This window comes from Mixta sp., assembly GCF_024610815.1.
Taxonomy (GTDB): domain Bacteria; phylum Pseudomonadota; class Gammaproteobacteria; order Enterobacterales; family Enterobacteriaceae; genus Mixta; species Mixta calida.
Map to the genome: position 1 here is coordinate 1 of NZ_JANION010000168.1, position 24,254 is coordinate 24,254.

Below are 24,254 nucleotides of genomic sequence, written 5' to 3' on the forward strand. Positions count from 1 at the left end.
ATATTATATTCTGCAAAACATTCCTTTAATCGCATCATTCATTATTTAAAAGTTCGTTTTTCCCCGCTGCTTTATTTTGTATTGCAGTTTCATATTGCATTCCGGTTTCGGATGGAAAACAGTGAACTATCATTAACAGTGTTCGCTCAGTTTTTTGGGCTGTCTTGTTCGGGATGAGCCTTAAACAACAGGAATCTGCGCGGCGGATGCCGCACGTTCAGATTCATCAACGAGGAGTGCGCTATGGCGACAATATTTGACGATCCGGTTAAGGACAGCAAACGACTCAGTGACGGACCCGACTGGACCTTTGAGCTACTTGACACCTACCTGGCGGAAATCGATCGCGTGGCGAAACATTACCGTCTGGAGACCTACCCGCATCAAATTGAAGTCATTACCTCCGAGCAGATGATGGATGCTTATTCCAGCGTCGGTATGCCGATAAACTACGCACACTGGTCCTTCGGCAAGAAATTTATTGAAACCGAACAACGCTATAAGCACGGGCAGCAGGGGCTGGCCTATGAGATTGTGATTAACTCCAATCCCTGCATCGCCTACCTGATGGAAGAAAATACCATCACCATGCAGGCGTTGGTAATTGCCCATGCCTGTTACGGACATAACTCTTTCTTTAAAAATAACTACCTGTTCCGCAGCTGGACCGACGCCAGTTCGATTATTGATTACCTGCTGTTTGCGAAAAACTATATCGCCGAATGCGAGGAGCGCTACGGGGTCGAAGAGGTCGAGCGGTTGCTCGATTCCTGTCATGCGCTGATGAACTACGGCGTCGATCGCTACAAGCGTCCGCAGAAGATTTCATTGCAGGAAGAGAAAGCGCGGCAGAAAAGTCGTGAGGAGTATCTGCAAAGCCAGGTCAATACGCTGTGGCGCACCCTGCCGCGGCGGGAGAAAGAGGAAGTGCATCAGGAGAAAGTGCGTTTTCCTTCTGAACCGCAGGAAAACTTACTCTATTTTATGGAGAAGAACGCCCCGCTGCTGGAGCCCTGGCAGCGTGAGATCCTGCGCATCGTGCGTAAGGTGAGCCAATATTTTTATCCGCAGAAGCAGACCCAGGTGATGAACGAAGGCTGGGCGACTTTCTGGCACTACACCATCCTGAACCATCTTTATGATGAAGGGAAAGTGACGGAACGCTTTATGCTGGAGTTCCTGCACAGCCACACCAACGTGGTATTTCAGCCCGCCTACAACAGCCCCTGGTATAACGGCATCAATCCTTACGCGCTCGGCTTCGCCATGTTTCAGGATATCAAACGCATCTGCCAGTCGCCGACCGAAGAGGATCGCTACTGGTTCCCGGATATCGCTGGCTCCGACTGGCTGGAAACGCTGCATTTCGCCATGCGCGAGTTTAAGGACGAAAGCTTTATCAGCCAGTTCCTGTCGCCGAAGGTGATGCGCGACTTCCGTCTGTTCACCGTGCTGGACGACGACCGCAACAACTATCTGGAAATTGCGGCGATCCATGATGAAGCGGGCTATCGCGCCATTCGCCAGCAGCTCTCTGCGCAGTATAACCTGAGCAACCTGGAGCCGAATATTCAGGTCTACAATGTTGATCTGCGCGGCGATCGTTCTCTGACGCTGCGCTATGTTCCCCACCAGCGCTCGCCGCTGGATAAGAGCCGCCGCGAGGTGCTGAAACATGTGCATCGCCTCTGGGGATTTGACGTGCATCTGGAACAGCAGAATGAAGATGGCAGCGTGGAGATCCTCGAACGCTGCCCCCCGCGTCCTGGTACTCTGTAGTTGACGCGGAAGCGGAAAAGCAAAAGGCCGGATAGCTATCCGGCCTTTTTTATTGTTGCCAGTTCCGCTAGCGACGCTGCAGATCGTCCGGCATGGTTTTATGCATGCTGTGCCAGATCTCGCCGCTGCGGCGACCATAATCGCGCACGGCGGTAACGATGTTTTCCGGTTCGGTGCCGTCGCAGAAGGTCAGCAGCTGCTGATAAAAGCGCAACGCCACCGCGCGCGCTTCCGGGTTGGAAAAATAGTGGCGGCCGACGCGGGTATAGAGCCCCTTCAGACCATTGAGAATCAGGCCGTAAATCGGGTTGCCGGAAGCGAAAGCCAGCCCGCGGAAAATGCGATAGTCCAGCTCGGTATAGGCGTCCGCCTGATCTTCGACGTCGTCGGCGCTTTTCAGCACTTCGCGCGCCTGGTCAGGGAAATGACGAATGGCGCGACGAATAAAAATCGAGGAGATATTGGTGCGCACGGAGAGCAGATTATCAATCAATTGCGGCACGCTGTCGTGATCGAGGCGCGCCAGCGTTTCGAGAATATTCAGGCCGGACGTTTCCCAAAAATTATTCACCCGCGTCGGCTTGCCGTGCTGAATCGTCAACCAGCCGTCGCGCGCCAGACGCTGAAGCACTTCACGCAGGGTGGTGCGCGTTACGCCAATCAGTTCAGAAAGCTCGCGTTCGGCGGGCAGGATAGATCCAGGAGGGAAACGGCTGTTCCAGATACTTTCGATGATATACTCTTCCGCGAACCCGGCCGGGCTCTGCGCCTTTATAACCATAGCGTTATATTCTCGTTGCTTCATCATTAGGCAATATGCAGCTCATCATACCAGAGGCCCCAGGCATCACCTAGCTTCGCTGCGTTTAAAACTTTAACCTGGCGCAAATATCGAGGAAATCTCGGTCAGATAAACGGGAAGCGCATTGCCAGCGCCAGAAGCGCCGTTTACCCTTTGCATCTTAAATTTTTTAATCCTGTATGAGGATATCATTGCATATGGATATTTCCGCCGGACGCGCCTTTACGCGCAATTTTCTTGGGCAGTCCCCCGACTGGTATAAGCTAACGCTGTTAGGCTTTCTGGTAATCAATCCCCTGCTGTTCTTTTTTGTGAGCCCTTTTCTTGCCGGCTGGCTGCTGGTGGCGGAATTTATTTTCACTCTCGGCATGGCGCTGAAATGCTATCCCCTGATGCCCGGCGGTTTGCTGGCGCTGGAGGCGGTGGCGATCGGCATGGCGAGCGCGGAGCAGGTTAAAGAAGAGCTGGCCAACAACCTTGAGGTGCTGCTGCTGCTGATCTTTATGGTCGCCGGCATTCATTTTATGCGTCAGCTGCTGCTGTTCGTCTTTACCCGCCTGCTGCTGTCGATCCGCTCAAAGGTCTGGCTGGGCCTCTCATTTTGCCTGGCCGCCGCCTTTTTGTCCGCTTTCCTGGATGCGCTGACGGTCGTCGCGGTCGTGCTGAGCGTAGCGACGGGCTTTTACGATATCTACCATCGCGTGCTCTCTGAAGGCGACGCGACGGCCGGACTGACCAATGAGCAAGAACACCGTGAGACGCTGGATAAGTTCCGCTCATTTCTGCGCAGCCTGATGATGCAGGCGGGCGTGGGCACGGCGCTGGGCGGCGTAATGACCATGGTTGGCGAGCCGCAAAACCTGATTATCGCCAAGGCGGCCGGCTGGGATTTTGTCGACTTCTTCCTGCGTATGGCGCCGGTGACCGTTCCGGTACTGGCTTGCGGCCTGATAACCTGCGTGCTGCTGGAACGCTTTCGTCTGTTCGGTTATGGCGAACCGCTGCCGGAAAAAGTGCGTGTAGTGTTAATGGCGTACGATAGCGAATCGCAGCAGAAGCGCACCCGCCAGGAGCGGCTGAATCTCTGGATTCAGGGAATAATCGCCGTCTGGCTGATTTGCGCGCTGGCGCTGCATCTGGCGGAGGTCGGGCTGATTGGCCTGTCGGTGATTATTCTGGCCACCTCGCTGTGCGGTATCACCGACGAGCATGTGATTGGTCGCGCCTTTTCCGAAGCGCTGCCCTTTACCGCGCTGCTGACGGTCTTTTTCGCCATTGTCGCGGTGATTGTGCAACAGGATCTTTTCAGCCCGCTGATCCACTTCGTGTTACAGGCGGAGGCGAGCATGCAGCTGACCTGGTTCTACATCTTTAACGGCCTGCTCTCTTCCATCTCGGATAATGTATTCGTCGGCTCCGTCTATATCAACGAAGCGAAACACGCGTTCACCAGCGGCGCTATTAGCCTGCAGCAGTTCGAACTGCTGGCGGTGGCGATCAATACCGGCACTAACCTGCCTTCGGTGGCGACGCCCAACGGTCAGGCGGCATTCCTGTTTATGCTGACCTCGGCGCTGGCGCCGTTAATCCGTCTTTCTTATGGCCGCATGGTCTGGATGGCCCTGCCTTATACCATTGTGCTGTCGCTGATTGGGCTGTTGTGCATTATGTTCGCGCTTGAGCCGATGACGCTCTGGTTTACGCAGCACGGCTGGCTCAGCCAGCCTGCGCTGTAAGGAGACGGATAACCGGACCTGCGTCATTTTTACCGCTGTTTTTTCGCTGCCCTGGCTGGCAGCGAAAACTTTTTGCTTTACACTGCCGATTCAACGCTAATCATATGGAAAGATTTATGTTGCGATACCTGAAACAATGCTCAAGAGGACGAGGCGCCTGGTTGCTGATGGCGTTGACTGCGTTTGCGCTTGAAATGGTCGCGTTGTGGTTTCAGCATGTGATGATGCTTAAACCCTGCGTAATGTGTATTTATGAACGCTGCGCGCTGTTTGGCGTAATGGGCGCCGGACTGGCAGGCGCCGTGGCGCCGAAAACGCCGCTGCGCTATGCGGCGCTGGCGATCTGGATCTACAGCGCCTGGGAAGGCCTGCGTCTTTCTTACCGGCATACGATGATTCAGCTGCACCCGAATCCTTTCGTCACCTGCGATTTCGCCGCCCGTTTTCCCGACTGGCTGCCGCTGGACAAATGGCTGCCTGCGGTGTTCGTCGCGACCGGCGACTGCTCAGAGCGCGTCTGGTCGTTCCTGACGCTGAGCATGCCGCAGTGGCTGATGGTCATTTTCGCCGCTTATCTGATCGTGGCGCTGCTGGTGCTGATCGTTCAGCCGTTTAAACCAAAGCGCCGCGACCTTTTTAGTCGCTAAAGCGCTTCACTGGCCCGGAGCGGAATTACGCTTTCCACTCCGGCCGGTTAATGATGTGATCTTCCCAGTCTCTTACCTCGCTTTCACGCACCGCAATATGACGCACCGAAATACGTGCGGCATGCATGGCGGCTTTCGATCCGCTGCGTAGCGGATGCCACACCGGCAGGCCTTTTCCTTCCGCCAGCAAACGATAGGCGCAGCTGGGCGGCAGCCAGGAAAAGGTAGGCAGGTTTTCGCGCGTCAGCTTGATGCAATCCTCTTCATATTCGAAGCGGCGTTCATAGTTGCGGCACTGGCAGGTTTTGATATTCAACTGGTTGCAGGCGACGTTGGTGAAATAGATTTCATCGGTATCGGCGTCCTGCAACTTATTCAGGCAGCACTGTCCGCAACCATCGCACAAGGATTCCCATTCCTCATCACTCATTTGTTCCAGGCTTTTCGCCTGCCAGAAAGGGGTCTCAGTCATTGTGATGTCCGGTTAAGCAAAAGCGCACCTTATAAACAGTTCAGGCTTCAGATGCAAGCGTCACAGCACGCGCGTGCTGATGCCGTGGCCCGCCAGCGACACTTCCAGCGTATCGCCAGCGTGCAGCGGACCTACGCCTTCCGGCGTGCCGGTCAGAATCACGTCGCCCGCGCGCAGGGTGAAATACTTGCTCATATAGGCGATCAGCGGCAGGATCGGCGTGATCATATCCGCCGTGCTGCCCTGTTGCCGCATTTCGCCATTGACCAGCAGCTTCAGTTCGCTCTGCTGCGGATCGCCAGTAAACTGGTTAGCGGGAATAAAGCCGGAAAGCGGGCAGGAATTATCGAAGCCTTTGGCTTTTTCCCACGGCTGGCCCGCTTTTTTCAGGCCTGCCTGAATATCGCGCAGCGTCAGATCGAGCGCGACGCCGTAACCAGCGATCGCCTGCGCCACATGCGCTTCGCTGGCCTGCTTCAGCGTGGCGCCGATCAGCACCGCCATTTCCACCTCATGATGCACGGCGCCCAGATCTTGCGGAATAGAGAGCGGCTGACGCAGATCGCACAGGGCCGTTTCCGGCTTAATAAATATCACCGGCTCCTGCGGCGTGGCGCTGCCCATCTCTTTAATATGCTTTGCGTAGTTGCTGCCGACGCAGACAACCTTACTTACCGGAAAATCTAACAACGCGCCCTGCCAGTTACGATGTTGGTACATGCTTTTCCCCTTGCTGAGAGTGACAGCGCCAGACCGGCGCCGATAGCTACTGTTGCGCCACCGCATCCGCCATTTTGCCGATGCTGATAGCAAAATAATAAGAACGGTTCCAGCGCATGATGGTGCGGAAGTTTTCATACACCATGAAGGCACGGCCGCCGACGTTATCCGGCAGAATGATCCAGGCGCGCTGTTTGGTGTCGGGCAGCGTCGCGCCTTCCATCAGCCGCACACCAAGTTTTTCCCACTCCCCGACCGTTTTCGCCTGCTGGGTTTTCGTCCCCGCCAGGCTGGCGTCGAAATCAACCGGCAGCACCGCTTCCTGGCCCCAGCCTTCGTCAGCGCGCCAGCCCTCTTTCGCCAGATAATTCGCTGTCGAGGCGAAGACGTCGCGGCTGTTGCGCCAGATGTCGATTTTGCCGTCGCCGTCGCCATCCGCGCCGTAGCGCAGATAAGAGCTGGGCATAAACTGGTTCTGCCCCATCGCGCCCGCCCAGGAGCCTTTCATCTCCTGCGCGCTGATATGGCCCTGTTGAATCATTTTCAACGCGGCGATCAGCTCATTGGTAAAGAAGGTTTCGCGGCGACCTTCAAAGGCCAGCGTAGCGAGCGCGGAAATAATGTCTTCGCGGCCCTGCAACTGCCCGAAGTTGCTCTCCATACCCCACAGGGCGACGATATATTGTGGCGGCACGCCATACTGCCGGCTGGCTGCCATCAGCTCGCTTTGATGTTCCTGAAAGCGGCTGCGGCCCAGCGCCACTTTTTTCTCGGTTAACACGCGCGCCAGATAGTCATCCAGCGTAATCTTCTGCTCAGGCTGATTGCGATCCGATTTAATCACCCGATCGACAAAATGGATATTGGCGAAGGCGCTGTTGAGGGTCTGCTCATTAATACCCTGCGCGCGCGCCTGGGTTTTTAACTGTTCCACATAAGCGGGAAATTCCGCCGGATCGCGTCCCTGCTGTGCCAGCGTGCTGTTGCCCGTCGCCGGCTTGAGGAAGCCGCCGCTCTGCTTCGCGGCGGCGGGAGCGGCGGGTGAATTTGCCGGCGGCGCTGACGAGACGCTATTTTTGCTGGCGCATCCCGCCAGCATTATTGAAATCAACGTCGCATTCAGAACATTTAGCTTCATACCTGTTCCTTATTAATCATTTGGGCCAGCGGAAATTAAAATGAAGATTTATTCAGCGACGTATTATTTTACAGATGAATCTGAATTAAACCGGGTCGCCTTTTCCCAGATGTATTTTCAACAGATCTTCCGGCGGCGGAGGAAGCTGTAAATAATAGCCCTGATCCTGAAGCGCCTGTTTCACTTTTTCGATGTCGGCGTTGGCCAGTTTCTTAGTGCGTTCAAGGGGTAACACCATCGCCAGCTGCGGTTTGCCGAAACCGCGCAGCAGTTCCTGCGGCACGCGAGAGAAATCGTCTTTTTTTTCAACATAAAGATAAGTCTGGTCACGCAGAGGACTTCTGTAGATCACACAAAACATATTTTTTACTCGAATTAACCGGGGTGGTGACTTGCCTGAATATAGCAGTAACTATAACATGCTTGCAGTGGTTAGGAATAATCTCCCGCCTTGATTACGCGCTGGCTAAATCAGGCATAATTTGGTCGGGTTTAGACATAACAGGACTGAGCCAGGACAGATGTCGCAAACGCCAATAGAGTTTAAAGGCAGTAGTTTTACTCTGTCTGTTGTTCATTTACACCACACGCATCCCGATGTGGTTCGTCAGGCGCTTCAGGACAAAATTGACCAGGCACCTGCCTTTCTCAAAAATGCGCCCGTTGTTCTGAATGTGGCCGCCCTGGATGGCGACGTGAACTGGAAGCAGATGCAGCAGGCTATCGCTTCTACGGGCTTACGCATTGTGGGCGTGAGCGGCTGCAAAGATGAAGCGCTGAAGCGCATGATCGCGCGCGCCGGCCTGCCGATTTTGTCCGAAGGTAAAGAACAAAAGAAAAGTCCCGAGCCGGAGCCGGTAGCGGCGCCTGCGCCGGAAAACGTGGTGACGAAAACCCGCCTGGTGACAACGCCGGTGCGTTCGGGGCAGCAGATTTACGCGCGTAACGCCGATCTGATCGTCACCAACAGCGTTAGCGCCGGCGCCGAGCTGGTCGCCGACGGCAATATTCATATTTACGGCATGATGCGCGGACGCGCGCTGGCTGGCGCCAGCGGCGATCGCGACTGCCAGATTTTTTGCACCAGCCTCTCTGCGGAGCTGGTTTCCATCGCTGGCGAATACTGGCTGATGGATCAGATCCCTGCGGAATATTTTGCAAAAGCAGCGCGCCTTAGCCTGAAGGATGGCGCGCTGACTATACAGACATTGAATTAGGCCCCTTTTTATTTATAAGGAATTCTTATATATGGCACGCATTATTGTAGTTACATCCGGCAAAGGGGGCGTTGGCAAGACCACGTCAAGCGCGGCCATCGCAACCGGTCTGGCTCAGAAAGGGAAAAAAACCGTCGTGATCGATTTCGACATCGGTCTGCGTAATCTCGATCTGATCATGGGCTGTGAAAGACGCGTGGTTTATGATTTCGTCAACGTAATCCAGGGCGACGCCACGCTGAACCAGGCACTGATTAAAGACAAACGAACAGAAAACCTCTATATCCTGCCTGCTTCACAAACGCGTGACAAAGACGCCCTGACGCGCGAAGGCGTCGAAAAAGTCCTGAATGAATTAAACACGATGGAGTTTGACTTCGTCCTGTGCGACTCGCCGGCGGGCATTGAAACCGGCGCGCTGATGGCGCTCTATTTCGCCGATGAAGCGATTATCACCACCAACCCGGAAGTCTCTTCCGTACGCGACTCCGACCGTATTTTGGGTATTATCGCCTCAAAATCACGCCGCGCGGAAAATGGACAGGAGCCGGTGAAAGAGCATCTGCTGCTGACCCGTTACAATCCCGGCCGCGTCAGCCGCGGAGACATGCTAAGTATGGAAGACGTGCTGGAAATTCTGCGTATTCCGCTGGTCGGCGTGATCCCGGAAGATCAGTCGGTGCTGCGCGCTTCCAACCAGGGCGAACCCGTCATTCTGGATAAAGAGTCCGATGCGGGCAAAGCCTACGCCGATACCGTTGACCGGTTGCTCGGTGAAGAACGCCCCTTCCGCTTCATTGAAGAAGAGAAGAAGGGATTCCTGAAACGTCTGTTCGGGGGATAAACCATGGCCTTACTCGATTTCTTTTTATCCCGTAAAAAGAACACCGCCAATATCGCCAAGGAAAGGCTGCAGATCATCGTGGCAGAACGCAGGAGGGGCGATAGCGAGCCCCACTATCTTCCACAACTGAAGCGCGACATCCTGGAAGTGATTTGCAAATATGTGAAGATCGATCCAGAGATGGTGACCGTGCAGCTCGATCAGCGCGGCGATGATATCTCGATACTGGAACTTAACGTGACGCTGCCGGAAATGGAAGAAGCTGCGAAATGACCTTTTTCCTTTCCTGATCTTCCCCTGCCTTACGCAGGGGAAACTTTTCGCGGGCTATTGCGGATAGTCAGCCAACACCTGCCTGATTTCCTGCTCCATCAGCTCGCCCCGCCAGCCGCTTACCAGTTCGGGCAGACGCTCGCGCGGTTTGATCTGCCAGTGCCAGCTCAGCAGCTGATTAATCTGACGGCGTGACGCCAGCAGCTCGGTACTCAGTCCGCTGCGTTCGCTCACCTCCTGAACCACCGCTTTCAGCGCCTTAAAGGCTTTTTTATAGAGCGGGTGCTCATTGATATTCATCAGCACCGGCGGCAGTTCTTCCTCCGGCAATGCGTTAGCCGCGCTGACGATATCCAGCAGCGTTTTACCATGAAAACGAATTTCATGGCCGCTCAGCCCTAAGTGGTCCAGCTCGCCCAACGTGCCCGGCAGATAGCGCGCTACCTTCCACAAGTTTTCCTCACGCACCACGAAATTCACCGCCATGTTTTTTTCACGCGCCAGCTTCAGACGCCAGGCCGCCATGCGCTGCAAGGCCGCCAGCTGACGCGGACGCAGCAACGACGCGTTGCTGATTTCGCGGTATGCCTCTTCCGGCTGCAAAATATCGGTACGACGCTGGCACAGCAGCAGACATTCGCTGCGCGCCGCCTCCAGCTGGCCTGCGGCGGCCGTTTCGTCCATCAGCGTATGGGCGATCGGCAACAGCCAGAAGACATCCGCCGCGGCATATTCGCACTGACGCGCGGAAAGCGGACGCGCCAGCCAGTCGGTGCGCGATTCGCTTTTATCCAGTACTTCGCCGGTAAAGTTTTCCACCATCGCCGCAAAGCCCATCGACAACGGACGGCCGCTGAACGCCGCCAGAATTTGGGTATCGATTAGCGGCGTCGGCAGTACGCCGAAACTGTGCAGAAAGACCTCAAGATCTTCGCTGCCGGCATGCAGGAATTTAGTGACGCTACTGTCGCTCAGCAGTTCGATCAGCGGCTGCCATGCAGTGATAGTTAGCGGATCGACCAGGGTCACCTGCTCGCCGTCATAAATCTGCAGCAGGCCCAGCTGCGGGTAATAGGTGCGGGTACGGACAAATTCGGTATCAAGCGCAATCGCGCGATGTTGGCGCGCCGCCTCACAGCAGACTTGCAGCGCTTCATTGGTCGTGATGTAGGTGTAATTCAAATCCTTGCTCTCTTGGCAGCGGAACGTGCATCGCTGATGCTCAGTGAAATGACAATAAAAACGCCGGTTTCCCGGCGTTTTCATCAACATTCTATCACATTACGGGCGGTCAGGCGGCAGGCGCTTTGCTTATCTCGTCGCGCAACGCGCGGCGCAGAATTTTGCCAACGTTGGTTTTCGGCAGGTCGTCACGGAATTCGACAATCTTCGGCACCTTGTAGCCGGTCAGGTGACGACGGCAGTGAGCGATCAGCTCCTCTTTGGTCAGCCCAGGATCTTTTTTCACGATGCAGATTTTAACCGCTTCACCGGAGAGGTCGCTGGGCACGCCGATCGCCGCCGCTTCGCGCACTTTCGGATGCTGCATCACCACATCCTCGATTTCATTGGGGTAGACATTGAAGCCGGAGACCAGAATCATATCCTTTTTACGATCGACGATGCGTAAAAAGCCCTCTTCATCGACGGTCACGATATCGCCGCTGTAGAGCCAGCCATCTTTCAGCACTTCTTCGGTGGCATCAGGCCGCTGCCAGTAACCGATCATCACCTGCGGGCCTTTGATGCAAAGCTCGCCCGGCTGCCCTTCTGCCACTTCAAGGCCGTTATCATCCACCAGCTTAATATCGGTCGAGGGTACCGGCAGGCCGATGCTGCCGTTATGACAGGTAATATCGTAAGGATTGACCGACACCAGCGGCGAGCACTCGGTCAGGCCGTAACCTTCCAGCAGATAGTGGCCGGTCAGCTTTTCCCAGCGCTCCGCTACCGCCTTCTGTACCGACATGCCGCCACCGGCAGACAGGCGCAGCGTAGAAAAATCGAGTTGCTGGAACTGTTTGTCATTCAGCAGCGCATTAAACAGCGTGTTGACGCCGGTAATCGCGGTAAAAGGATATCTGCTTAGCTCTTTTACAAAGCCGGGAATATCGCGCGGATTGGTGATCAGCAGATTCTGGCCGCCCAGTTCGATAAACAGCAGGCAGTTCACGGTCAGCGCGAAGATGTGATAGAGCGGCAAAGCCGTCACCACCAGCTCTTTGCCGTCGCGCAGCAGCGAACCATAGGTGGCTTTAGTCTGTTCGAGATTGGCCTGCATATTGCGGTGCGTCAGCATTGCCCCTTTGGCGATGCCGGTAGTGCCGCCGGTGTACTGCAAAAAGGCGAGATCGTCGTTGAAGATAGCGGGTCTGATATAGCCCAGCTGTGCGCCCTGCTGCAATACGCTGCGGAAAGAGACCGCATCCGGCAGATTATATTTCGGCACCAGGCGCTTGATGTATTTCACCACGAAGTTGACCAGCGTGGCTTTCGCGGGCGAAAGCTGATCGCCCAGGCGCGTCAGAATAACGTGTTTAACCGGCGTCCTCGCCACCACTTTTTCCAGCGTGTGGGCGAAGTTAGAGACAATGACAATCGCTTTGGCGCCGCTGTCATTGAGCTGATGCTCCAGCTCGCGCGGCGTATAGAGCGGATTGACGTTCACCACTACCAACCCGGCGCGCAGCACGCCGAACAGCGCCACTGGATATTGCAGCAGGTTCGGCATCATAATGGCGACGCGATCGCCTTTGCTCAGTCCCAGCTTATGCTGGAGATACGCGGCAAAAGCCCGGCTACGCTGCTCCAGCGTACGGAAACTCATCGACTGTCCCATATTGGTAAACGCGGGACGATCGGCGTAACGCTGGGACGCCTGTTCAAACAGATCGATAAGCGACGTATAACGATCGGCATCGATCTCGGCCGGAACATCGGCGGGGTAACGGTTCAGCCAGACCTTATTCAAGGATTCACCTCGGAAATCATATTTATTCGCCATCGCAGCCTCAGCGTTGCACACCGTTAACAATATTTTAACTCATTGTACCAGTATGTCTGGTTCGCTGATTTCAGGCTGCGAAGCCCATCACTAAATTTTTATTGGCGTTAAAACGAAACGGCCCGGTCACATCGCATGTGGCCGGGCCGTCAACATCTGCCGCCGCGCTTATTCGGTGAGAATCGTCTGCACCTGCGCGGGACCGGTATTGTAATAACCCATCCAGGGATTTGGGCCCCAGTAGCCCGGATGATGCCGCGTCGGTCCATACCAGATCCAGGGATCGATCGGCTGCGTCGGCATAATGACCTGCTGCTGTACGCGCCAGCGCTGGTAGCCGGTGACATCCACTACGATAAAGGTATAGCTGGCCTTGCCAATTTCCCCTTTCTCGCTGCCTTTAATCGTTCCGACGACCGTCACCATCTGGTTCGTGACATCGACCGGATCGATAAATCCGTTAACGTCCGCCCAGATGCGGCCGACTGACGCGGCGCCCAGCCGGGGCCGCGCACTCTCATCCAGCGGTTGCGTGGCGATTTCAAGCCGCGTACGGCCGTCCAGGTTAGTCACCTTCACCACTTTGCCGCCGAAGCGGGCTTCCTGACCGACATAAAGCTGAGGCGCGTTCATTACGCGCAGCAGATCCTGCTGCGGCACAGGTGAACGACCTTTCACCGAGTCAGGAACGGTAACGCAGCCGCTCAGCAACAGCGCAGCCAAAACGATGGCTGACGCACTTATCAGATTTTTACGCATAGCTTTCTCCAGCAACCTGCCAGATTAGACTATTACCTAATAAATAAGTTGCCGCCAGCTATGCGCGCCCCGGCAATTTTTTCCATGTCACTTCGTTGCGCAGATAGGTTGGTTCGGCCTGCTCCGGCGGCAACGCTTTGCCCTGTTGCCAGAGCTGTTGCGCCAGCGCCAGCATCGCTTCCGCCGTCGGCAACGTCACGTCGCTTGCCAGCAGCGTCAGCGGGCTTTCCGCCGCCAGATTCGGCCAGGCCTGCCAGCCGGTGCCAACGGTGGTCCATTCGCCTGATAGCTGCTGCATGCGCGCCAGCGCCGCCTCAGGCTTCAGCACGGCTTCGCTCTCTTCGCCGCGCCATGCGCCATCTTCCTCACGCTGATATTCCGCCCAGTAGACTTCGCCCATGCGCGCGTCGATCGCCGCCAGCACGCGCGTGGCGCCGTGACGCTGCCAGGCGGCTTCGGCCATGGTCATCAAGGTGGAAACGCCCAGCAGCGGCAGACTGGCGCCGAAGGCGAGCCCCTGCGCAATGCCGATGCCGATGCGCACGCCGGTAAAGCTGCCGGGACCGCGGCCAAACGCCAGCGCGTCCAGCTGCGTCAGCGCCAGCTGATGGCGCGTCAGCATCTCTTCCACCAGCGGCAGTATGCGCTGGGTGTGCTCACGCGCGCAGAGTTCAAAATGGGCGTCGACGACGCCGTCCAGCAATAGCGCTACCGAACAGGCTTCGGTAGCCGTATCAAGAGCTAAAATTCGCGCGGACATGACAACCTCAGGCGAGAAAATTTTTCGGCGCGCATCTTAGCACAGCCTGACGGGAATTACTCATCATCAGACCGACGCAGAAAACGCGCCGCCTGCTGCAGATCGCGGGTGCGCGGCGTCGGCGGCAGGCTGTTAAGGAATACCGCGCCGTAAGGACGCATCACCAGCCGGTTATCGCAAATTACCAGCACGCCGCGATCGTCCACGTCGCGAATCAGACGTCCTACGCCCTGCTTCAGCGTAATCACCGCGTCAGGAAGTTGAACGTCGTCAAACGGATCGCCGCCGCGCAGACGACAATCTTCCATCCGCGCCTTCAGCAGCGGATCGTCCGGCGAGGTGAACGGCAGTTTATCGATGATCACCAGCGAGAGCGCGTCGCCGCGCACGTCCACCCCTTCCCAGAAGCTGCTGGTCGCCACCAGCAGGGCGTTGCCCGCCTCGACGAACTGCTTCAGCAGCTGCGCCTTGCCGGTTTCGCCCTGCAACAGCACCGGCAGCGTCAGACTGGCGCGGAACTCCTCCGCCAGCGCGCGCATCATCTGATGGGAGGTGCAGAGGAAAAAACAGCGGCCGTTGTTGGCCTCAATCAGCGGCAGCAGACGCCGCGCCAGCTGACGCGCGCCGCCGGGTTGATTAGGCGACGGCAGATCGCGCGGCACGCAAAGCAGCGCCTGACGCGCGTAGTCAAAGGGGCTGTTCAGGATCATGCTCTGCGCTTTGTGCACGCCCAGGCGGTCTTTAAAGTGGGTCATTTGCTCATTTACCGCCAGCGTGGCGGAGGTGAAAACCCAGGCGGCGGGACGTTCGTCCATCACTTCGCGGAAACGCTCGGCCACCGAGAGCGGCGTCAGCGCCAGCACGAAGTGGCGCGAGCTGCATTCATACCAGTAGCTAAAACCCGGCTCGTTAATATTTTTTAAGCGTTTCAGACGGCTGCGGTAGAGCGACGCGCGATCGAAGGCGGCGTCCAGCAGCGCCGAGCGCCCCAACGACATCTTCGCCACGTCGTAGCAGAGCTCCAGCGCATCATCCAGCAGCGTCAGCGCCCGCTGCACGTCGCGGTCGGCCAGCACCTCGCGCAGATTGCCGCGGAATCCCGGCTCGCCCAGCGCCAGGCGAAAATCCTGCGCGCTTTGCGCCAGTCGATCGGCTGATTTTTGCAGTTGCTGCACGTCACGCACCTCGGTGCGATAGGCGATGATGATATCCTTCGCCAGATCCAGCAGCTGACGGCTGGTGAGCTGCTGGCCAAAATACTGGCTGGCGATATCCGGCACCTGATGCGCCTCGTCGAAGATCATCACGTCCGCTTCCGGGATCAGTTCGGCGAAGCCGCTCTCTTTCACCACCATATCTGCCAGAAACAGATGATGGTTGACCACCACCACGTCGGCGTCCATTGCCCGACGACGCGCTTTCACTACAAAGCACTCTTTATAAAGCGGGCAATCGTTGCCCAGGCAGTTATCGTTCGTGCTGGTGACCAGCGGCCAGATGGCGCTGTCTTCCGCCACGCCGCCGCAGTTGCTGATATCGCCGTCTTGCGTTTCGCTGGCCCAGCTGCGCAGATAAACCAGATCGCTGAGCGTCTGCACGTTCAGCTCGCCGCCGGTCATCGCCTGCTGTTCCAGACGTTCCAGGCAAAGATAGTTGGATCGCCCTTTCAGCAATGCGGTTTTGCCTTTGTAATCCAGCGCCCGCGCCACGCCCGGCAGGTCGCGGCTGTAAAGCTGATCCTGAAGCGCTTTCGAACCGGTGGAAATGATCGCCTTTTTCCCGGCGCGCAGCACCGGCGCCAGATAGGCGTAGGTTTTACCCGTACCCGTGCCCGCTTCGACCACCAGTTCGCTACGCTGTTCTATCGCCTGCGCGACCGCCGCCGCCATCTGCTGCTGCGCTTCGCGCGGCCTGAAGCCGGGTATTGCCTGCGCAAGAGCGCCATCGGCTGCAAAATCGTCTGCCACATATCCTCACTGGTCGCGTTAAAACGGCCTGATTATGTCAGCATTCCCACGCGGTCTCTACAACAGATGACAGCGCAGGGCTAACTGTGCCAGGCTAACGGCGTCAAAAAATGGAATAAGGAAGCTCGCTATGTCTGTTACCCGTATCGATCCTGAACACCGCATGTCGGAAGCGGTGATCCACAACGATACCGTTTATTACACCAGCGTACCGGAAAACCTGGATGAAGACGCCGAGGCGCAAACTGCGAATGCGCTGGCGGTGATAGATAAACTGCTGACGCGCGTGGGATCGGATAAAAGCCGGATTCTCGACGCGACTATTTTCCTCGTGGATAAGGCGGATTTCGCCGCCATGAACCGCGCCTGGGACGCCTGGGTGTCGCCCGGCAACGCGCCGGTGCGCTGCACCGTGCAGGCCGGCCTGATGAACCCGAAATATAAAGTCGAAATTAAAATTATCGCCGCGCTGAACCCGGCCTGATTACTCTTCTTCGTCATCCTCAAAGCGCGCTGCGATATGTCCGCCAGTATGCGACTGGCGGATCTCCTGCGCCACCAGCGTAATCGCCTCGCCGCTGCTCATTCCCTCAGCCATCAGTTGCTGAATACGTTCCACTGCCTGCTGCTGCTGTTCATGGCTCAATGCTGGTAAACCTGTAAACATTCTGGCTCCTGTAAATCATAAAAGGCGCGTAAACAAACAGATGCCAGCAAAGACAAAATATGCCAGGCTTGCCGTTTGTTTATCATTAACGCCGTAGAGAGTGATGCCCGTAGTTTATCATGCTTTACCCTACACGCCCGACGCGCTTTCACGCTTATTTCAGCGCGTGTCGCATTTGCCGTGGGCCATGCTGCTCAGCTCAGCTTTTGCCGATCATCCTGACAGCCGCTTCGATATTATGGTGGCCGATCCGCTCGCCACGCTGGAGACGCGCGGCGATATCACGCACATTCGCAAAGGTGACGTTGTCACGGAATCGAGCGACGATCCGCTCGCCTTGTTAAACAATGAACTGGCGCAGCTGTTGCCTGTCGTGCCGTCGCGTGACGATCTGCCGTTTCAGGGCGGCGCGCTGGGTCTGTTCGGCTATGACCTGGGCCGCCGCTTCGAGCGTCTGCCGCAGCAGGCGATATCCGATCTGATGACACCGGATATGGCGGCAGGCATTTATGACTGGGCGCTGATCGCCGATCATCAGCAGCAAACGCTGACGCTGATTGATCACCAGTCGGACGGCGCGCGCCTGCGTTGGCTCAACGGCCTGCCCGCGCGCGATGTCGGGCCTTTCCGCCTGACCAGCCGCTGGCAGTCCAATATGACGCCAGAATGCTACCGGGCGCGTTTCGATCGGGTTCAGGCATGGCTTCAGGCAGGCGACTGCTATCAGGTCAATCTGGCGCAGCGCTTTCAGGCGGCTTATGAAGGCGATGAATGGCAGGCTTTTCTTCGCCTTAACCAGAGCAACCGCGCCCCCTTCAGCGCTTTTTTACGGCTGCCGGAAAGCGCGGTGCTGAGCCTGTCGCCGGAGCGTTTTCTTTCCCTGCGCGACGGCGTAATTGAAACGCGCCCGATCAAGGGCACCCTGCCGCGTCTGGAGGATGCGCAGGCGGATCGTCAGCAGGCGCTCAGGCTGGCGAACTCGGAAAAAGATCGTGCGGAAAATTTGATGATCGTCGATCTGCTGCGTAACGATATTGGTCGCGTCGCCGTGCCCGGCAGCGTGCGCGTGCCGGAGCTGTTTGTGGTTGAGCAGTTTCCCGCCGTGCATCACCTGGTCAGCACTATTCGCGCCCAATTAAAAACCGGACTGAGCGCCTGCGATCTGTTGCGCGCCTGCTTTCCCGGCGGCTCGATTACCGGCGCGCCAAAGGTGCGCGCAATGGAAATTATCGAAACGCTGGAGTCGCAGCGCCGTAACGCCTGGTGCGGCAGCATCGGCTACCTGAGCCGCTGTGGACGCATGGACAGCAGCATCACTATCCGCACGTTGATAGCGGAACAGGGTCAGCTTTACTGCGCTGCAGGCGGCGGCATCGTGGCGGACAGCGAAGCCGATCTGGAGTACCAGGAGACGCTGCACAAGCTGCGTCGTATTTTGCCCCTGCTGGAAAACGAGGCGCCGAATGCATCCGCCGCTGACGCTTGATCGCTTTCTTACCCGTTTCCTGTTACAGCCGCCCGCGGCCGTCGAGCCGCAACCGGCGCGCCGTCAGGCGGCGGTGCTGGTGCCGGTAGTGGCGCGGCGCGAGCAGCCGGGACTGTTGTTGACGCGCCGTTCTCCCTGGCTGCGCAAACATGCGGGCCAGGTGGCGTTCCCCGGCGGTATGCGCGACGACGATGACGCCTCGCTTCACATCACCGCCCTGCGCGAGGCGCATGAAGAGATCGGCCTGCGTCCACGGGACGTGCGGATTATCGGCACGTTGCCGGTGGTCAGCAGCAGCACCGGCTTTCAGGTGACGCCGGTCGTCGGCCTGATTCCGCCTGATTTACCCTGGTTCCCCAACGCTGAAGAGGTGGACGCCATTTTTGAAATGCCGCTGGCGGAGGCGCTGCTCCTGTCGCGTTATGCGCCGCTGGATATCCACCGCGGCGGGCTGCATCATCGGGTCTGGCTTTCCTGGTATCAGGATTATTTCGTTTGGGGCATGACGGCGGGCATTATTCGGCAGCTCAGCCTGCAGGTCATGCCGGAGCTGGTCAGCGGATAACCAAACTAAAGTTGGGTAAAAAGCAGCCTTCCCGTGATTTTTCACTAAATATTCTTCAGTAAGCGATCCAAATCACTTCCCTATTACGCCAAAGTAGTTATATTTGGCGCGCCGAGCAGCCAGGAGATTTCTGATGCCGCCTCGCATAACTTTACTTCAGGACGAAAAATGGACTTTTTATCATCAACCCGTTGATTTTGCGGCCCTGAATAAGTTTTTTTAGCTGAATTAATTAGTTTATTTCATGCGAAAAGATGATTTTTTAACCACCAGGATGATTACTATACGCAGTGCATCTTTTGCTGCGTTGTTAATAATTAAGGAGCGTGTAGCGTGATTAGCGTTTTCGACATGTTTAAGATCGGCATTGGCCCGTCCAGTTCCCATACATTGGGTCCGATGAAAGCCGGCAAACAGTTTGTCGACGATTTGATCCGGGATAACCGGCTGTTGGACGTTACGCGCATCGCTGTAGAAGTCTACGGCTCGCTGTCGCTCACCGGCAAAGGCCACCATACCGATATCGCCATTATTATGGGTCTCTCCGGCGCGTCGCCGGAAAGCGTGGATATCGACGCCATTCCCGCTTTCATCCGCGACGTAGAGCAGCGCGAGCGCCTGCTGCTGGCGAACGGTCAGCATGAGGTCGATTTTCCGCGCGAAGGCGGCATGAACTTCCGCAGCGAAAACCTCTCTCTGCATGAGAACGGTATGCGTATTCACGCCTTCGCCGGCGAGGAGCGCATCTATAGCAAAACCTACTACTCTATCGGCGGCGGTTTTATCGTCGACGAAGAGCATTTCGGCGAGTCGGTGCTGGATGAAGTGGCGGTGCCCTGGCCTTACAAATCTGCAAAAGAGCTGCTGGCGCACTGTCGTGAAACCGGCCTCTCTCTGTCCGGCCTGGTGATGAAAAACGAGCTGGCGCTACACAGCCGCCAGGAAATTGAGAGCTATTTCGCCGCCGTCTGGCAAACCATGCGCGACTGTATCGATCGCGGCCTGAACACTGAAGGTGTGCTGCCGGGTCCGCTGCGCGTGCCGCGTCGCGCCGCCGCGCTGCGTCGTATGCTGGTCTCCTCCGGCAAGCTCTCTAACGATCCAATGAACGTGATCGACTGGGTCAATATGTTCGCGCTGGCGGTTAACGAAGAGAACGCCGCCGGCGGACGGGTCGTTACCGCGCCGACCAACGGCGCCTGCGGCATCGTGCCGGCGGTGTTGGCCTATTATGATCACTTTATCGAGTCGGTCAGCCCCGATATCTTTATCCGCTACTTTATGGCGGCGGGCGCGGTTGGCGTGCTGTATAAAATGAACGCCTCCATCTCCGGCGCCGAAGTCGGCTGCCAGGGCGAAGTGGGCGTCGCCTGCTCAATGGCGGCGGCGGGCCTCGCGGAGCTGCTGGGCGCCAGCCCGGAACAGGTTTGCGTCGCGGCAGAGATCGGCATGGAGCATAACCTCGGCCTCACCTGCGATCCGGTCGCCGGTCAGGTACAGGTGCCCTGCATTGAACGTAACGCCATCGCCTCGGTAAAAGCGATCAACTCGGCGCGTATGGCGCTGCGGCGTACCAGCGAAGCGCGCGTCTCGCTCGATAAAGTGATCGAGACGATGTACGAAACCGGCAAGGATATGAACGCCAAGTACCGTGAAACCTCGCGCGGCGGCCTGGCGATTAAGGTGCAGTGCGATTAATCCCTGCGGTCCGGCGTAACATCATTAAAGCAGCGTCTTCGACGCTGCTTTTTTTTGGGCTGCGGCTTCGTGCGCGCGTCCGAAAAGCGAAACGGCGACTTATTGCGCGTATTTGTTTTCACCGGCGAATCGAAGCGCTTTTTTCATCGGCGCAACTAAACTTAAGGCGGGGATTGCCGATATGTAACTGTCGGATTTTTATTTGTGCTTTAAGGGTGGCTACGGATGCAGGTGTCCCAGCAGATCGTTGGACAGTTTCGTCGGAAACGGTTGTTAATCGCGTCGATAGTCGCTGCACTGGTGCTTATCCTTACATTAACTTTTCGTTTTATCGAAGAAAAAAACCGGATTGAACAGCAATCGCATAATTTCGCGGCTAACGCCATTACGCGTTTCGATCGGCTGTTCTCGCCCCTCGACGTCGCGGCGAACAATACGCTTGCGCTGGTCGGTCTGAACTGTAACGACGTCCGTTTTTTGCTGAATGAGAAAATCTCTTCGCTGCAAACGGTGCGCGCCATCCTGCTGGTGGATGACGATCAAATCTACTGCTCCAGCATCTATGGCGATCGCGCCATCCCCTTCAGCGAAAACTACCCGGAACTGGCGGTCAACAATCAGCATATGGCGCTCAGCGTGGATGATTATCTGCTGAAGGGTTCGCCTGTCCTGCTGCTCTGGACGCCAAAGTCGCTGGATAACCGCGCCGGTATTTTACAGGTCATCAATATCGAGCTGATGAGCAACTACCTGCTGGAGCCGACGCTGCCCTGGGTGGAGCGGGCGATTTTCAACGTCGGCGGCAAAAGCCTGGAATATGGCAACCCGTTGATTGAGCACGCGCAGCCCGCCGAAGATGAGGTCAGATATCAGCAATCCTCGCTGCGCTATCCCTTCGCCATCACGCTGTTCGGCCCGGCGCCGACGCGTCTGGCCCTGCTGACGCTGCCTTCGCAGCTGCCGCTGGGGCTGCTGCTGAGCCTGCTGACCGGCTATATCGTCTGGCTGGCGACCGCTAACCGCATGAGCCTCTCCTGGCAAATCAGCTACGGCCTTTCCGCGCAGGAGTTTATGGTCTATTGCCAGCCGCTGATTGACGGCGCCAGCGGCGACTGCGACGGCATTGAACTGCTGCTGCGCTGGCACAATCCGCGTCAGGGCTGGATTTCGCCAGACGTATTCATACCGCTGGCGGAGCGGCAGAACCTAATCGCGCCGCTAACGCGCTTCGTGCTTTCTGAGGCGGTACGCCATCTGCCGCAGCTGCCGCCTCACGCTAATTTTCATATCGCTATTAACGTCGCCGCCAGCCATTTCCGCGATCGGGCGATTATTGATGATTTGCAGGCGCTGTGGTGGCCCGCTAATCCGGGGCCGCGGCTGGTCATTGAATTAACGGAGCGCGATGCGCTGCCGGTGGTGGATCAGGGGGTGGTGTCGCACCTGCACCAGATCGGCGTCAAGGTGGCGATTGATGATTTCGGCACTGGCCACAGCTCCCTCTCCTACCTGAAAACGCTCAGTCCCGATGTGCTGAAGCTGGATAAAGTGTTTACCGCCGCTATCGGCACGGATGCGATTAACGCAACGGTTACGGATATGGTGATATCGCTGGCGCAGCGGCTGAATATCAGGCTGGTGGCGGAAGGGGTAGAAACCGCCGAGCAGGCGAGCTGTTTGCGTCAGCGCGGCGTGGATAAGTTACAGGGCTATTTTTATGCGCGCCCAATGCCGCTGGATGATTTTCCGGCGTGGCTGGCGCAGCATCGCGCCAGCCTCCGTCCCTGATAACCGGGGCTGTCTGACGGCAGCCCCTTTTTATCAGGCTTCCTCATCCTCTTCGCGCGGCTGATCTTTGGTGACGCGCACCAGATCGATGCGATAATCGGTCGCTTCCACAATCGTAAAGTGCAGCGGCGGCATATCGATTACCTCGCCCGGCTGCGGCAGCTGCCCTTTTTGCGCGATCAGCAGGCCCGCCAGCGACGCATAATCGTCGCCCGGCTTCACCAGGTTGTGGTAGTCCAGCCACTGTTGCAGCGAATGGAGATCGGTGCCGCCTTTCACCAGCCAGCTTTCGCCGTCGGTGATAATGTCAGGCGTTTCATCCTCGTCCGGGAATTCACCCGCGATCGCCTCCAGCACGTCAAGCGGCGTCACCAGTCCCTGCACTACGCCGAATTCATTGGTGACCAGCACGAAGCTTCCTTTCGCCCGACGCAGCACGCCCAGCAGATTAATCGGGTCCAGCGTTTCCGGCACGATAATCGGCGGCGATGAGGCGGCAAAGGTGTGGATATCCATACCGTGCTCCAGCGCCACCAGCAGCTCTTTCGCCCGCACCACGCCGATAACCTCATCCAGCTCCCCGCGACATACCGGGAACAGGCTGTGCGGCGTATCCAGCAGCTGCATGCGAATTTCATCCAGCGGCTTCGTGGCGTCGACCCAGGAGATATCACCGCGCGGCGTCATAATGCTGCGAATGGAGCGGGACGCCAGCGTCAGCACGCCGTTAATCATATAGCGTTCCTCATCCTTAAAGCCCTCCTGCGGCAGCGTCTGATTCTCCATCGGCGCGCTGTTGGTCTCAGCGGACTGCGAGCCGCCGCCGCGACGGCCGCCCATCAGACGCAGGATCGCTTCTGCGGTGCGTTCGCGCATCGGGCGGTGCGACTGATGACGGATAAAGTTGCGGCGCGCGATCTGGTTAAACAGCTCAATCAGGATCGAGAAGCCGATAGCGGCGTAGAGGTAGCCTTTCGGGATATGGAAGCCGAAGCCCTCCGCAACCAGACTCAGACCGATCATTAACAGGAAGCTCAGGCAGAGCACCACCACCGTAGGATGCGCGTTAACGAAGTTGGTCAGCGGTTTCGACGCCAGCAGCATGATGCCCATGGCGATCACCACCGCGGTCATCATCACCGGCAGATGGTTTACCATGCCGACGGCGGTAATCACCGCATCCAGCGAGAAGACGGCGTCCAGCACTACAATCTGCGTCACCACCGCCCAGAAACTGGCGTAACTTTTATTGCCGTCGCTGTCGACCTGGCGGTTTTCCAGCCGTTCATGCAGTTCCATCGTCGCCTTAAACAGCAGGAAAATACCGCCCGCCAGCAGGATCAGATCGCGTCCGGCGAAGCTGAACTGCGCGACGGAGAAGAGTGGCTTCGTCAGCGTTACCATCCAGGAGATCAGCGACAGCAGGCCAAGGCGCATCAGCAGCGCCAGCGACAGGCCGATCAGACGCGCTTTGTCGCGCTGCTTAGGCGGCAGCTTCTCCGCCAGAATGGCGATAAATACCAGGTTATCAATACCCAGCACGATCTCCAGAACAATCAGCGTCAGCAGACCGGCCCAAATCGAAGGGTCTAAAAGAAATTCCATTACAGACTCCGAAACAAGCAACAGGAAAACCGGACGCAGGGTTCAACGACCGTAGCGCGGCGGGAAAGATAAGCAGAGCAGAAAGTGACGCCGAAAGGCGTTAAGAAACAAGCCGGATGACCCGGTGGCGTGGATAAGCAACTTCGGTGACAGTCCATAGGGAGGGCTGAGGCCCATTACTCCTGTAGTCAAAAAGAGAAGCAGATTTTAACAGCAGACATATTATCGTCAAAAGGATTCGTCAAAATTAACAAAAATTTACGTTTTCCATTCCCTGCATTTTCAATTATTTCGTATCGAAATGGTAAGGCTGTAAATAACTGAAGC

Annotated in this window: 23 protein-coding genes; 11 read left to right on the forward strand and 12 right to left on the reverse strand. The window is 57.0% G+C overall.

From position 1 onward, the window contains the following. Positions 1-243 precede the first annotated feature (243 nt). Positions 244-1,779 (forward strand): SpoVR family protein, encoded by a 1,536-nt coding sequence (locus MYY08_RS12555; protein WP_038625811.1) that lies wholly within the window; start codon positions 244-246, stop codon positions 1,777-1,779. Between the two features lie 67 nt (positions 1,780-1,846). Here the strand turns inward: MYY08_RS12555 and fadR are convergent, their stop codons facing one another. Next, positions 1,847-2,560, reverse strand: coding sequence for a fatty acid metabolism transcriptional regulator FadR (gene fadR / locus MYY08_RS12560; protein ID WP_038625810.1), 714 nt, complete (start codon positions 2,558-2,560; stop codon positions 1,847-1,849). Between the two features lie 218 nt (positions 2,561-2,778). On the opposite strand from fadR, the gene nhaB reads away from it, so the two are divergent. Then, the gene (gene nhaB, locus MYY08_RS12565) at positions 2,779-4,317 is read left to right on the forward strand and encodes a sodium/proton antiporter NhaB (RefSeq protein ID WP_084970185.1); all 1,539 of its coding nucleotides are present in this window, start codon (positions 2,779-2,781) and stop codon (positions 4,315-4,317) included. A 116-nt stretch (positions 4,318-4,433) separates the two neighbouring features. After that, a complete protein-coding gene (dsbB, locus tag MYY08_RS12570) occupies positions 4,434-4,964 on the forward strand; it encodes a disulfide bond formation protein DsbB (RefSeq protein WP_038625808.1) in 531 nt (176 codons plus the stop codon). Between the two features lie 25 nt (positions 4,965-4,989). Here the strand turns inward: dsbB and ycgN are convergent, their stop codons facing one another. From ycgN to MYY08_RS12590, 4 genes are all read right to left on the reverse strand, one after another. Next, complete coding sequence (ycgN, locus tag MYY08_RS12575) at positions 4,990-5,436, reverse strand: cysteine cluster protein YcgN (RefSeq protein WP_038625806.1); 447 nt, start codon at positions 5,434-5,436, stop codon at positions 4,990-4,992. Positions 5,437-5,496: 60 nt separating this feature from the next. Then, positions 5,497-6,156 (reverse strand): fumarylacetoacetate hydrolase family protein, encoded by a 660-nt coding sequence (locus MYY08_RS12580; protein ID WP_038625804.1) that lies wholly within the window; start codon positions 6,154-6,156, stop codon positions 5,497-5,499. 46 nt (positions 6,157-6,202) lie between these two features. Next, the gene (locus MYY08_RS12585; RefSeq protein ID WP_288014431.1) at positions 6,203-7,294 is read right to left on the reverse strand and encodes a lytic murein transglycosylase; all 1,092 of its coding nucleotides are present in this window, start codon (positions 7,292-7,294) and stop codon (positions 6,203-6,205) included. An 85-nt stretch (positions 7,295-7,379) separates the two neighbouring features. After that, a complete protein-coding gene (locus tag MYY08_RS12590) occupies positions 7,380-7,655 on the reverse strand; it encodes a YcgL domain-containing protein (protein ID WP_038625801.1) in 276 nt (91 codons plus the stop codon). Positions 7,656-7,815: 160 nt separating this feature from the next. On the opposite strand from MYY08_RS12590, the gene minC reads away from it, so the two are divergent. From minC to minE, 3 genes are read left to right on the forward strand one after another with little or no spacing between them, the layout of a single operon-like run. Then, a complete protein-coding gene (minC, locus tag MYY08_RS12595; RefSeq protein WP_038625799.1) occupies positions 7,816-8,511 on the forward strand; it encodes a septum site-determining protein MinC in 696 nt (231 codons plus the stop codon). A gap of 31 nt (positions 8,512-8,542) precedes the next feature. Further along, positions 8,543-9,355, forward strand: coding sequence for a septum site-determining protein MinD (minD, locus tag MYY08_RS12600; RefSeq protein WP_104951499.1), 813 nt, complete (start codon positions 8,543-8,545; stop codon positions 9,353-9,355). 3 nt (positions 9,356-9,358) lie between these two features. Further along, complete coding sequence (gene minE, locus MYY08_RS12605) at positions 9,359-9,628, forward strand: cell division topological specificity factor MinE (RefSeq protein ID WP_038625795.1); 270 nt, start codon at positions 9,359-9,361, stop codon at positions 9,626-9,628. 54 nt (positions 9,629-9,682) lie between these two features. On the opposite strand, the gene rnd is transcribed toward minE, so the two are convergent. From rnd to yoaA, 5 genes are all read right to left on the reverse strand, one after another. Continuing rightward, the gene (rnd, locus tag MYY08_RS12610) at positions 9,683-10,810 is read right to left on the reverse strand and encodes a ribonuclease D (protein WP_288014437.1); all 1,128 of its coding nucleotides are present in this window, start codon (positions 10,808-10,810) and stop codon (positions 9,683-9,685) included. Between the two features lie 109 nt (positions 10,811-10,919). Next, positions 10,920-12,599, reverse strand: a complete 1,680-nt coding sequence (gene fadD, locus MYY08_RS12615) for a long-chain-fatty-acid--CoA ligase FadD (protein ID WP_133052055.1) — start codon at positions 12,597-12,599, stop codon at positions 10,920-10,922. A 201-nt stretch (positions 12,600-12,800) separates the two neighbouring features. Further along, on the reverse strand, positions 12,801-13,391 hold the full coding sequence (locus MYY08_RS12620; protein ID WP_038625789.1) for a Slp family lipoprotein: 591 nt from the start codon (positions 13,389-13,391) through the stop codon (positions 12,801-12,803). Between the two features lie 58 nt (positions 13,392-13,449). Continuing rightward, complete coding sequence (gene tsaB, locus MYY08_RS12625; protein WP_038625787.1) at positions 13,450-14,151, reverse strand: tRNA (adenosine(37)-N6)-threonylcarbamoyltransferase complex dimerization subunit type 1 TsaB; 702 nt, start codon at positions 14,149-14,151, stop codon at positions 13,450-13,452. A 56-nt stretch (positions 14,152-14,207) separates the two neighbouring features. Beyond that, positions 14,208-16,118 (reverse strand): DNA repair helicase YoaA, encoded by a 1,911-nt coding sequence (gene yoaA, locus MYY08_RS12630; protein ID WP_038625785.1) that lies wholly within the window; start codon positions 16,116-16,118, stop codon positions 14,208-14,210. Between the two features lie 130 nt (positions 16,119-16,248). On the opposite strand from yoaA, the gene MYY08_RS12635 reads away from it, so the two are divergent. Beyond that, positions 16,249-16,602 (forward strand): RidA family protein, encoded by a 354-nt coding sequence (locus MYY08_RS12635; RefSeq protein ID WP_038625782.1) that lies wholly within the window; start codon positions 16,249-16,251, stop codon positions 16,600-16,602. Here MYY08_RS12635 and MYY08_RS12640 read toward each other — a convergent pair whose 3' ends face one another. Beyond that, the gene (locus MYY08_RS12640; protein WP_038625780.1) at positions 16,603-16,785 is read right to left on the reverse strand and encodes a YoaH family protein; all 183 of its coding nucleotides are present in this window, start codon (positions 16,783-16,785) and stop codon (positions 16,603-16,605) included. A 103-nt stretch (positions 16,786-16,888) separates the two neighbouring features. Here MYY08_RS12640 and pabB point away from each other — a divergent pair, with 103 nt between their 5' ends. From pabB to pdeD, 4 genes are all read left to right on the forward strand, one after another. Beyond that, positions 16,889-18,271: an aminodeoxychorismate synthase component 1 gene (pabB, locus tag MYY08_RS12645; RefSeq protein ID WP_038625778.1), complete on the forward strand. Its 1,383-nt coding sequence runs from the start codon at positions 16,889-16,891 to the stop codon at positions 18,269-18,271. Continuing rightward, positions 18,249-18,836, forward strand: coding sequence for a CoA pyrophosphatase (locus MYY08_RS12650; protein WP_038625776.1), 588 nt, complete (start codon positions 18,249-18,251; stop codon positions 18,834-18,836). Before pabB ends, MYY08_RS12650 begins: the two co-directional genes overlap by 23 nt. Before the next feature lie 333 nt (positions 18,837-19,169). After that, positions 19,170-20,534 carry an L-serine ammonia-lyase gene (gene sdaA, locus MYY08_RS12655; protein ID WP_038625774.1) on the forward strand — a complete coding sequence of 455 codons (1,365 nt, stop codon included), beginning with the start codon at positions 19,170-19,172 and terminating at the stop codon, positions 20,532-20,534. Positions 20,535-20,759: 225 nt separating this feature from the next. Next, positions 20,760-22,322 carry a cyclic di-3',5'-guanosine monophosphate phosphodiesterase PdeD gene (pdeD, locus tag MYY08_RS12660; protein WP_038625773.1) on the forward strand — a complete coding sequence of 521 codons (1,563 nt, stop codon included), beginning with the start codon at positions 20,760-20,762 and terminating at the stop codon, positions 22,320-22,322. Between the two features lie 33 nt (positions 22,323-22,355). Here pdeD and MYY08_RS12665 read toward each other — a convergent pair whose 3' ends face one another. Continuing rightward, positions 22,356-23,927, reverse strand: a complete 1,572-nt coding sequence (locus MYY08_RS12665; RefSeq protein ID WP_038625772.1) for a TerC family protein — start codon at positions 23,925-23,927, stop codon at positions 22,356-22,358. Between the last annotated feature and the right edge of the window lie 327 nt (positions 23,928-24,254).

What these genes read in the sequence shown, in the direction of transcription:
- MYY08_RS12620 (WP_038625789.1), bottom strand. Translation starts at nt 13,391, where the DNA reads ATGCGTAAAAATCTGATAAGTGCGTCAGCCATCGTTTTGGCTGCGCTG.
- ycgN (WP_038625806.1), bottom strand. Translation starts at nt 5,436, where the DNA reads ATGACTGAGACCCCTTTCTGGCAGGCGAAAAGCCTGGAACAAATGAGT.
- MYY08_RS12665 (WP_038625772.1), bottom strand. Translation starts at nt 23,927, where the DNA reads ATGGAATTTCTTTTAGACCCTTCGATTTGGGCCGGTCTGCTGACGCTG.
- minD (WP_104951499.1), top strand. Translation starts at nt 8,543, where the DNA reads ATGGCACGCATTATTGTAGTTACATCCGGCAAAGGGGGCGTTGGCAAG.
- pabB (WP_038625778.1), top strand. Translation starts at nt 16,889, where the DNA reads ATGCCCGTAGTTTATCATGCTTTACCCTACACGCCCGACGCGCTTTCA.
- minC (WP_038625799.1), top strand. Translation starts at nt 7,816, where the DNA reads ATGTCGCAAACGCCAATAGAGTTTAAAGGCAGTAGTTTTACTCTGTCT.
- minE (WP_038625795.1), top strand. Translation starts at nt 9,359, where the DNA reads ATGGCCTTACTCGATTTCTTTTTATCCCGTAAAAAGAACACCGCCAAT.
- MYY08_RS12590 (WP_038625801.1), bottom strand. Translation starts at nt 7,655, where the DNA reads ATGTTTTGTGTGATCTACAGAAGTCCTCTGCGTGACCAGACTTATCTT.
- MYY08_RS12585 (WP_288014431.1), bottom strand. Translation starts at nt 7,294, where the DNA reads ATGAAGCTAAATGTTCTGAATGCGACGTTGATTTCAATAATGCTGGCG.
- dsbB (WP_038625808.1), top strand. Translation starts at nt 4,434, where the DNA reads ATGTTGCGATACCTGAAACAATGCTCAAGAGGACGAGGCGCCTGGTTG.
- MYY08_RS12650 (WP_038625776.1), top strand. Translation starts at nt 18,249, where the DNA reads ATGCATCCGCCGCTGACGCTTGATCGCTTTCTTACCCGTTTCCTGTTA.
- tsaB (WP_038625787.1), bottom strand. Translation starts at nt 14,151, where the DNA reads ATGTCCGCGCGAATTTTAGCTCTTGATACGGCTACCGAAGCCTGTTCG.
- MYY08_RS12635 (WP_038625782.1), top strand. Translation starts at nt 16,249, where the DNA reads ATGTCTGTTACCCGTATCGATCCTGAACACCGCATGTCGGAAGCGGTG.
- nhaB (WP_084970185.1), top strand. Translation starts at nt 2,779, where the DNA reads ATGGATATTTCCGCCGGACGCGCCTTTACGCGCAATTTTCTTGGGCAG.
- MYY08_RS12640 (WP_038625780.1), bottom strand. Translation starts at nt 16,785, where the DNA reads ATGTTTACAGGTTTACCAGCATTGAGCCATGAACAGCAGCAGCAGGCA.
- fadR (WP_038625810.1), bottom strand. Translation starts at nt 2,560, where the DNA reads ATGGTTATAAAGGCGCAGAGCCCGGCCGGGTTCGCGGAAGAGTATATC.
- pdeD (WP_038625773.1), top strand. Translation starts at nt 20,760, where the DNA reads ATGCAGGTGTCCCAGCAGATCGTTGGACAGTTTCGTCGGAAACGGTTG.
- MYY08_RS12555 (WP_038625811.1), top strand. Translation starts at nt 244, where the DNA reads ATGGCGACAATATTTGACGATCCGGTTAAGGACAGCAAACGACTCAGT.
- MYY08_RS12580 (WP_038625804.1), bottom strand. Translation starts at nt 6,156, where the DNA reads ATGTACCAACATCGTAACTGGCAGGGCGCGTTGTTAGATTTTCCGGTA.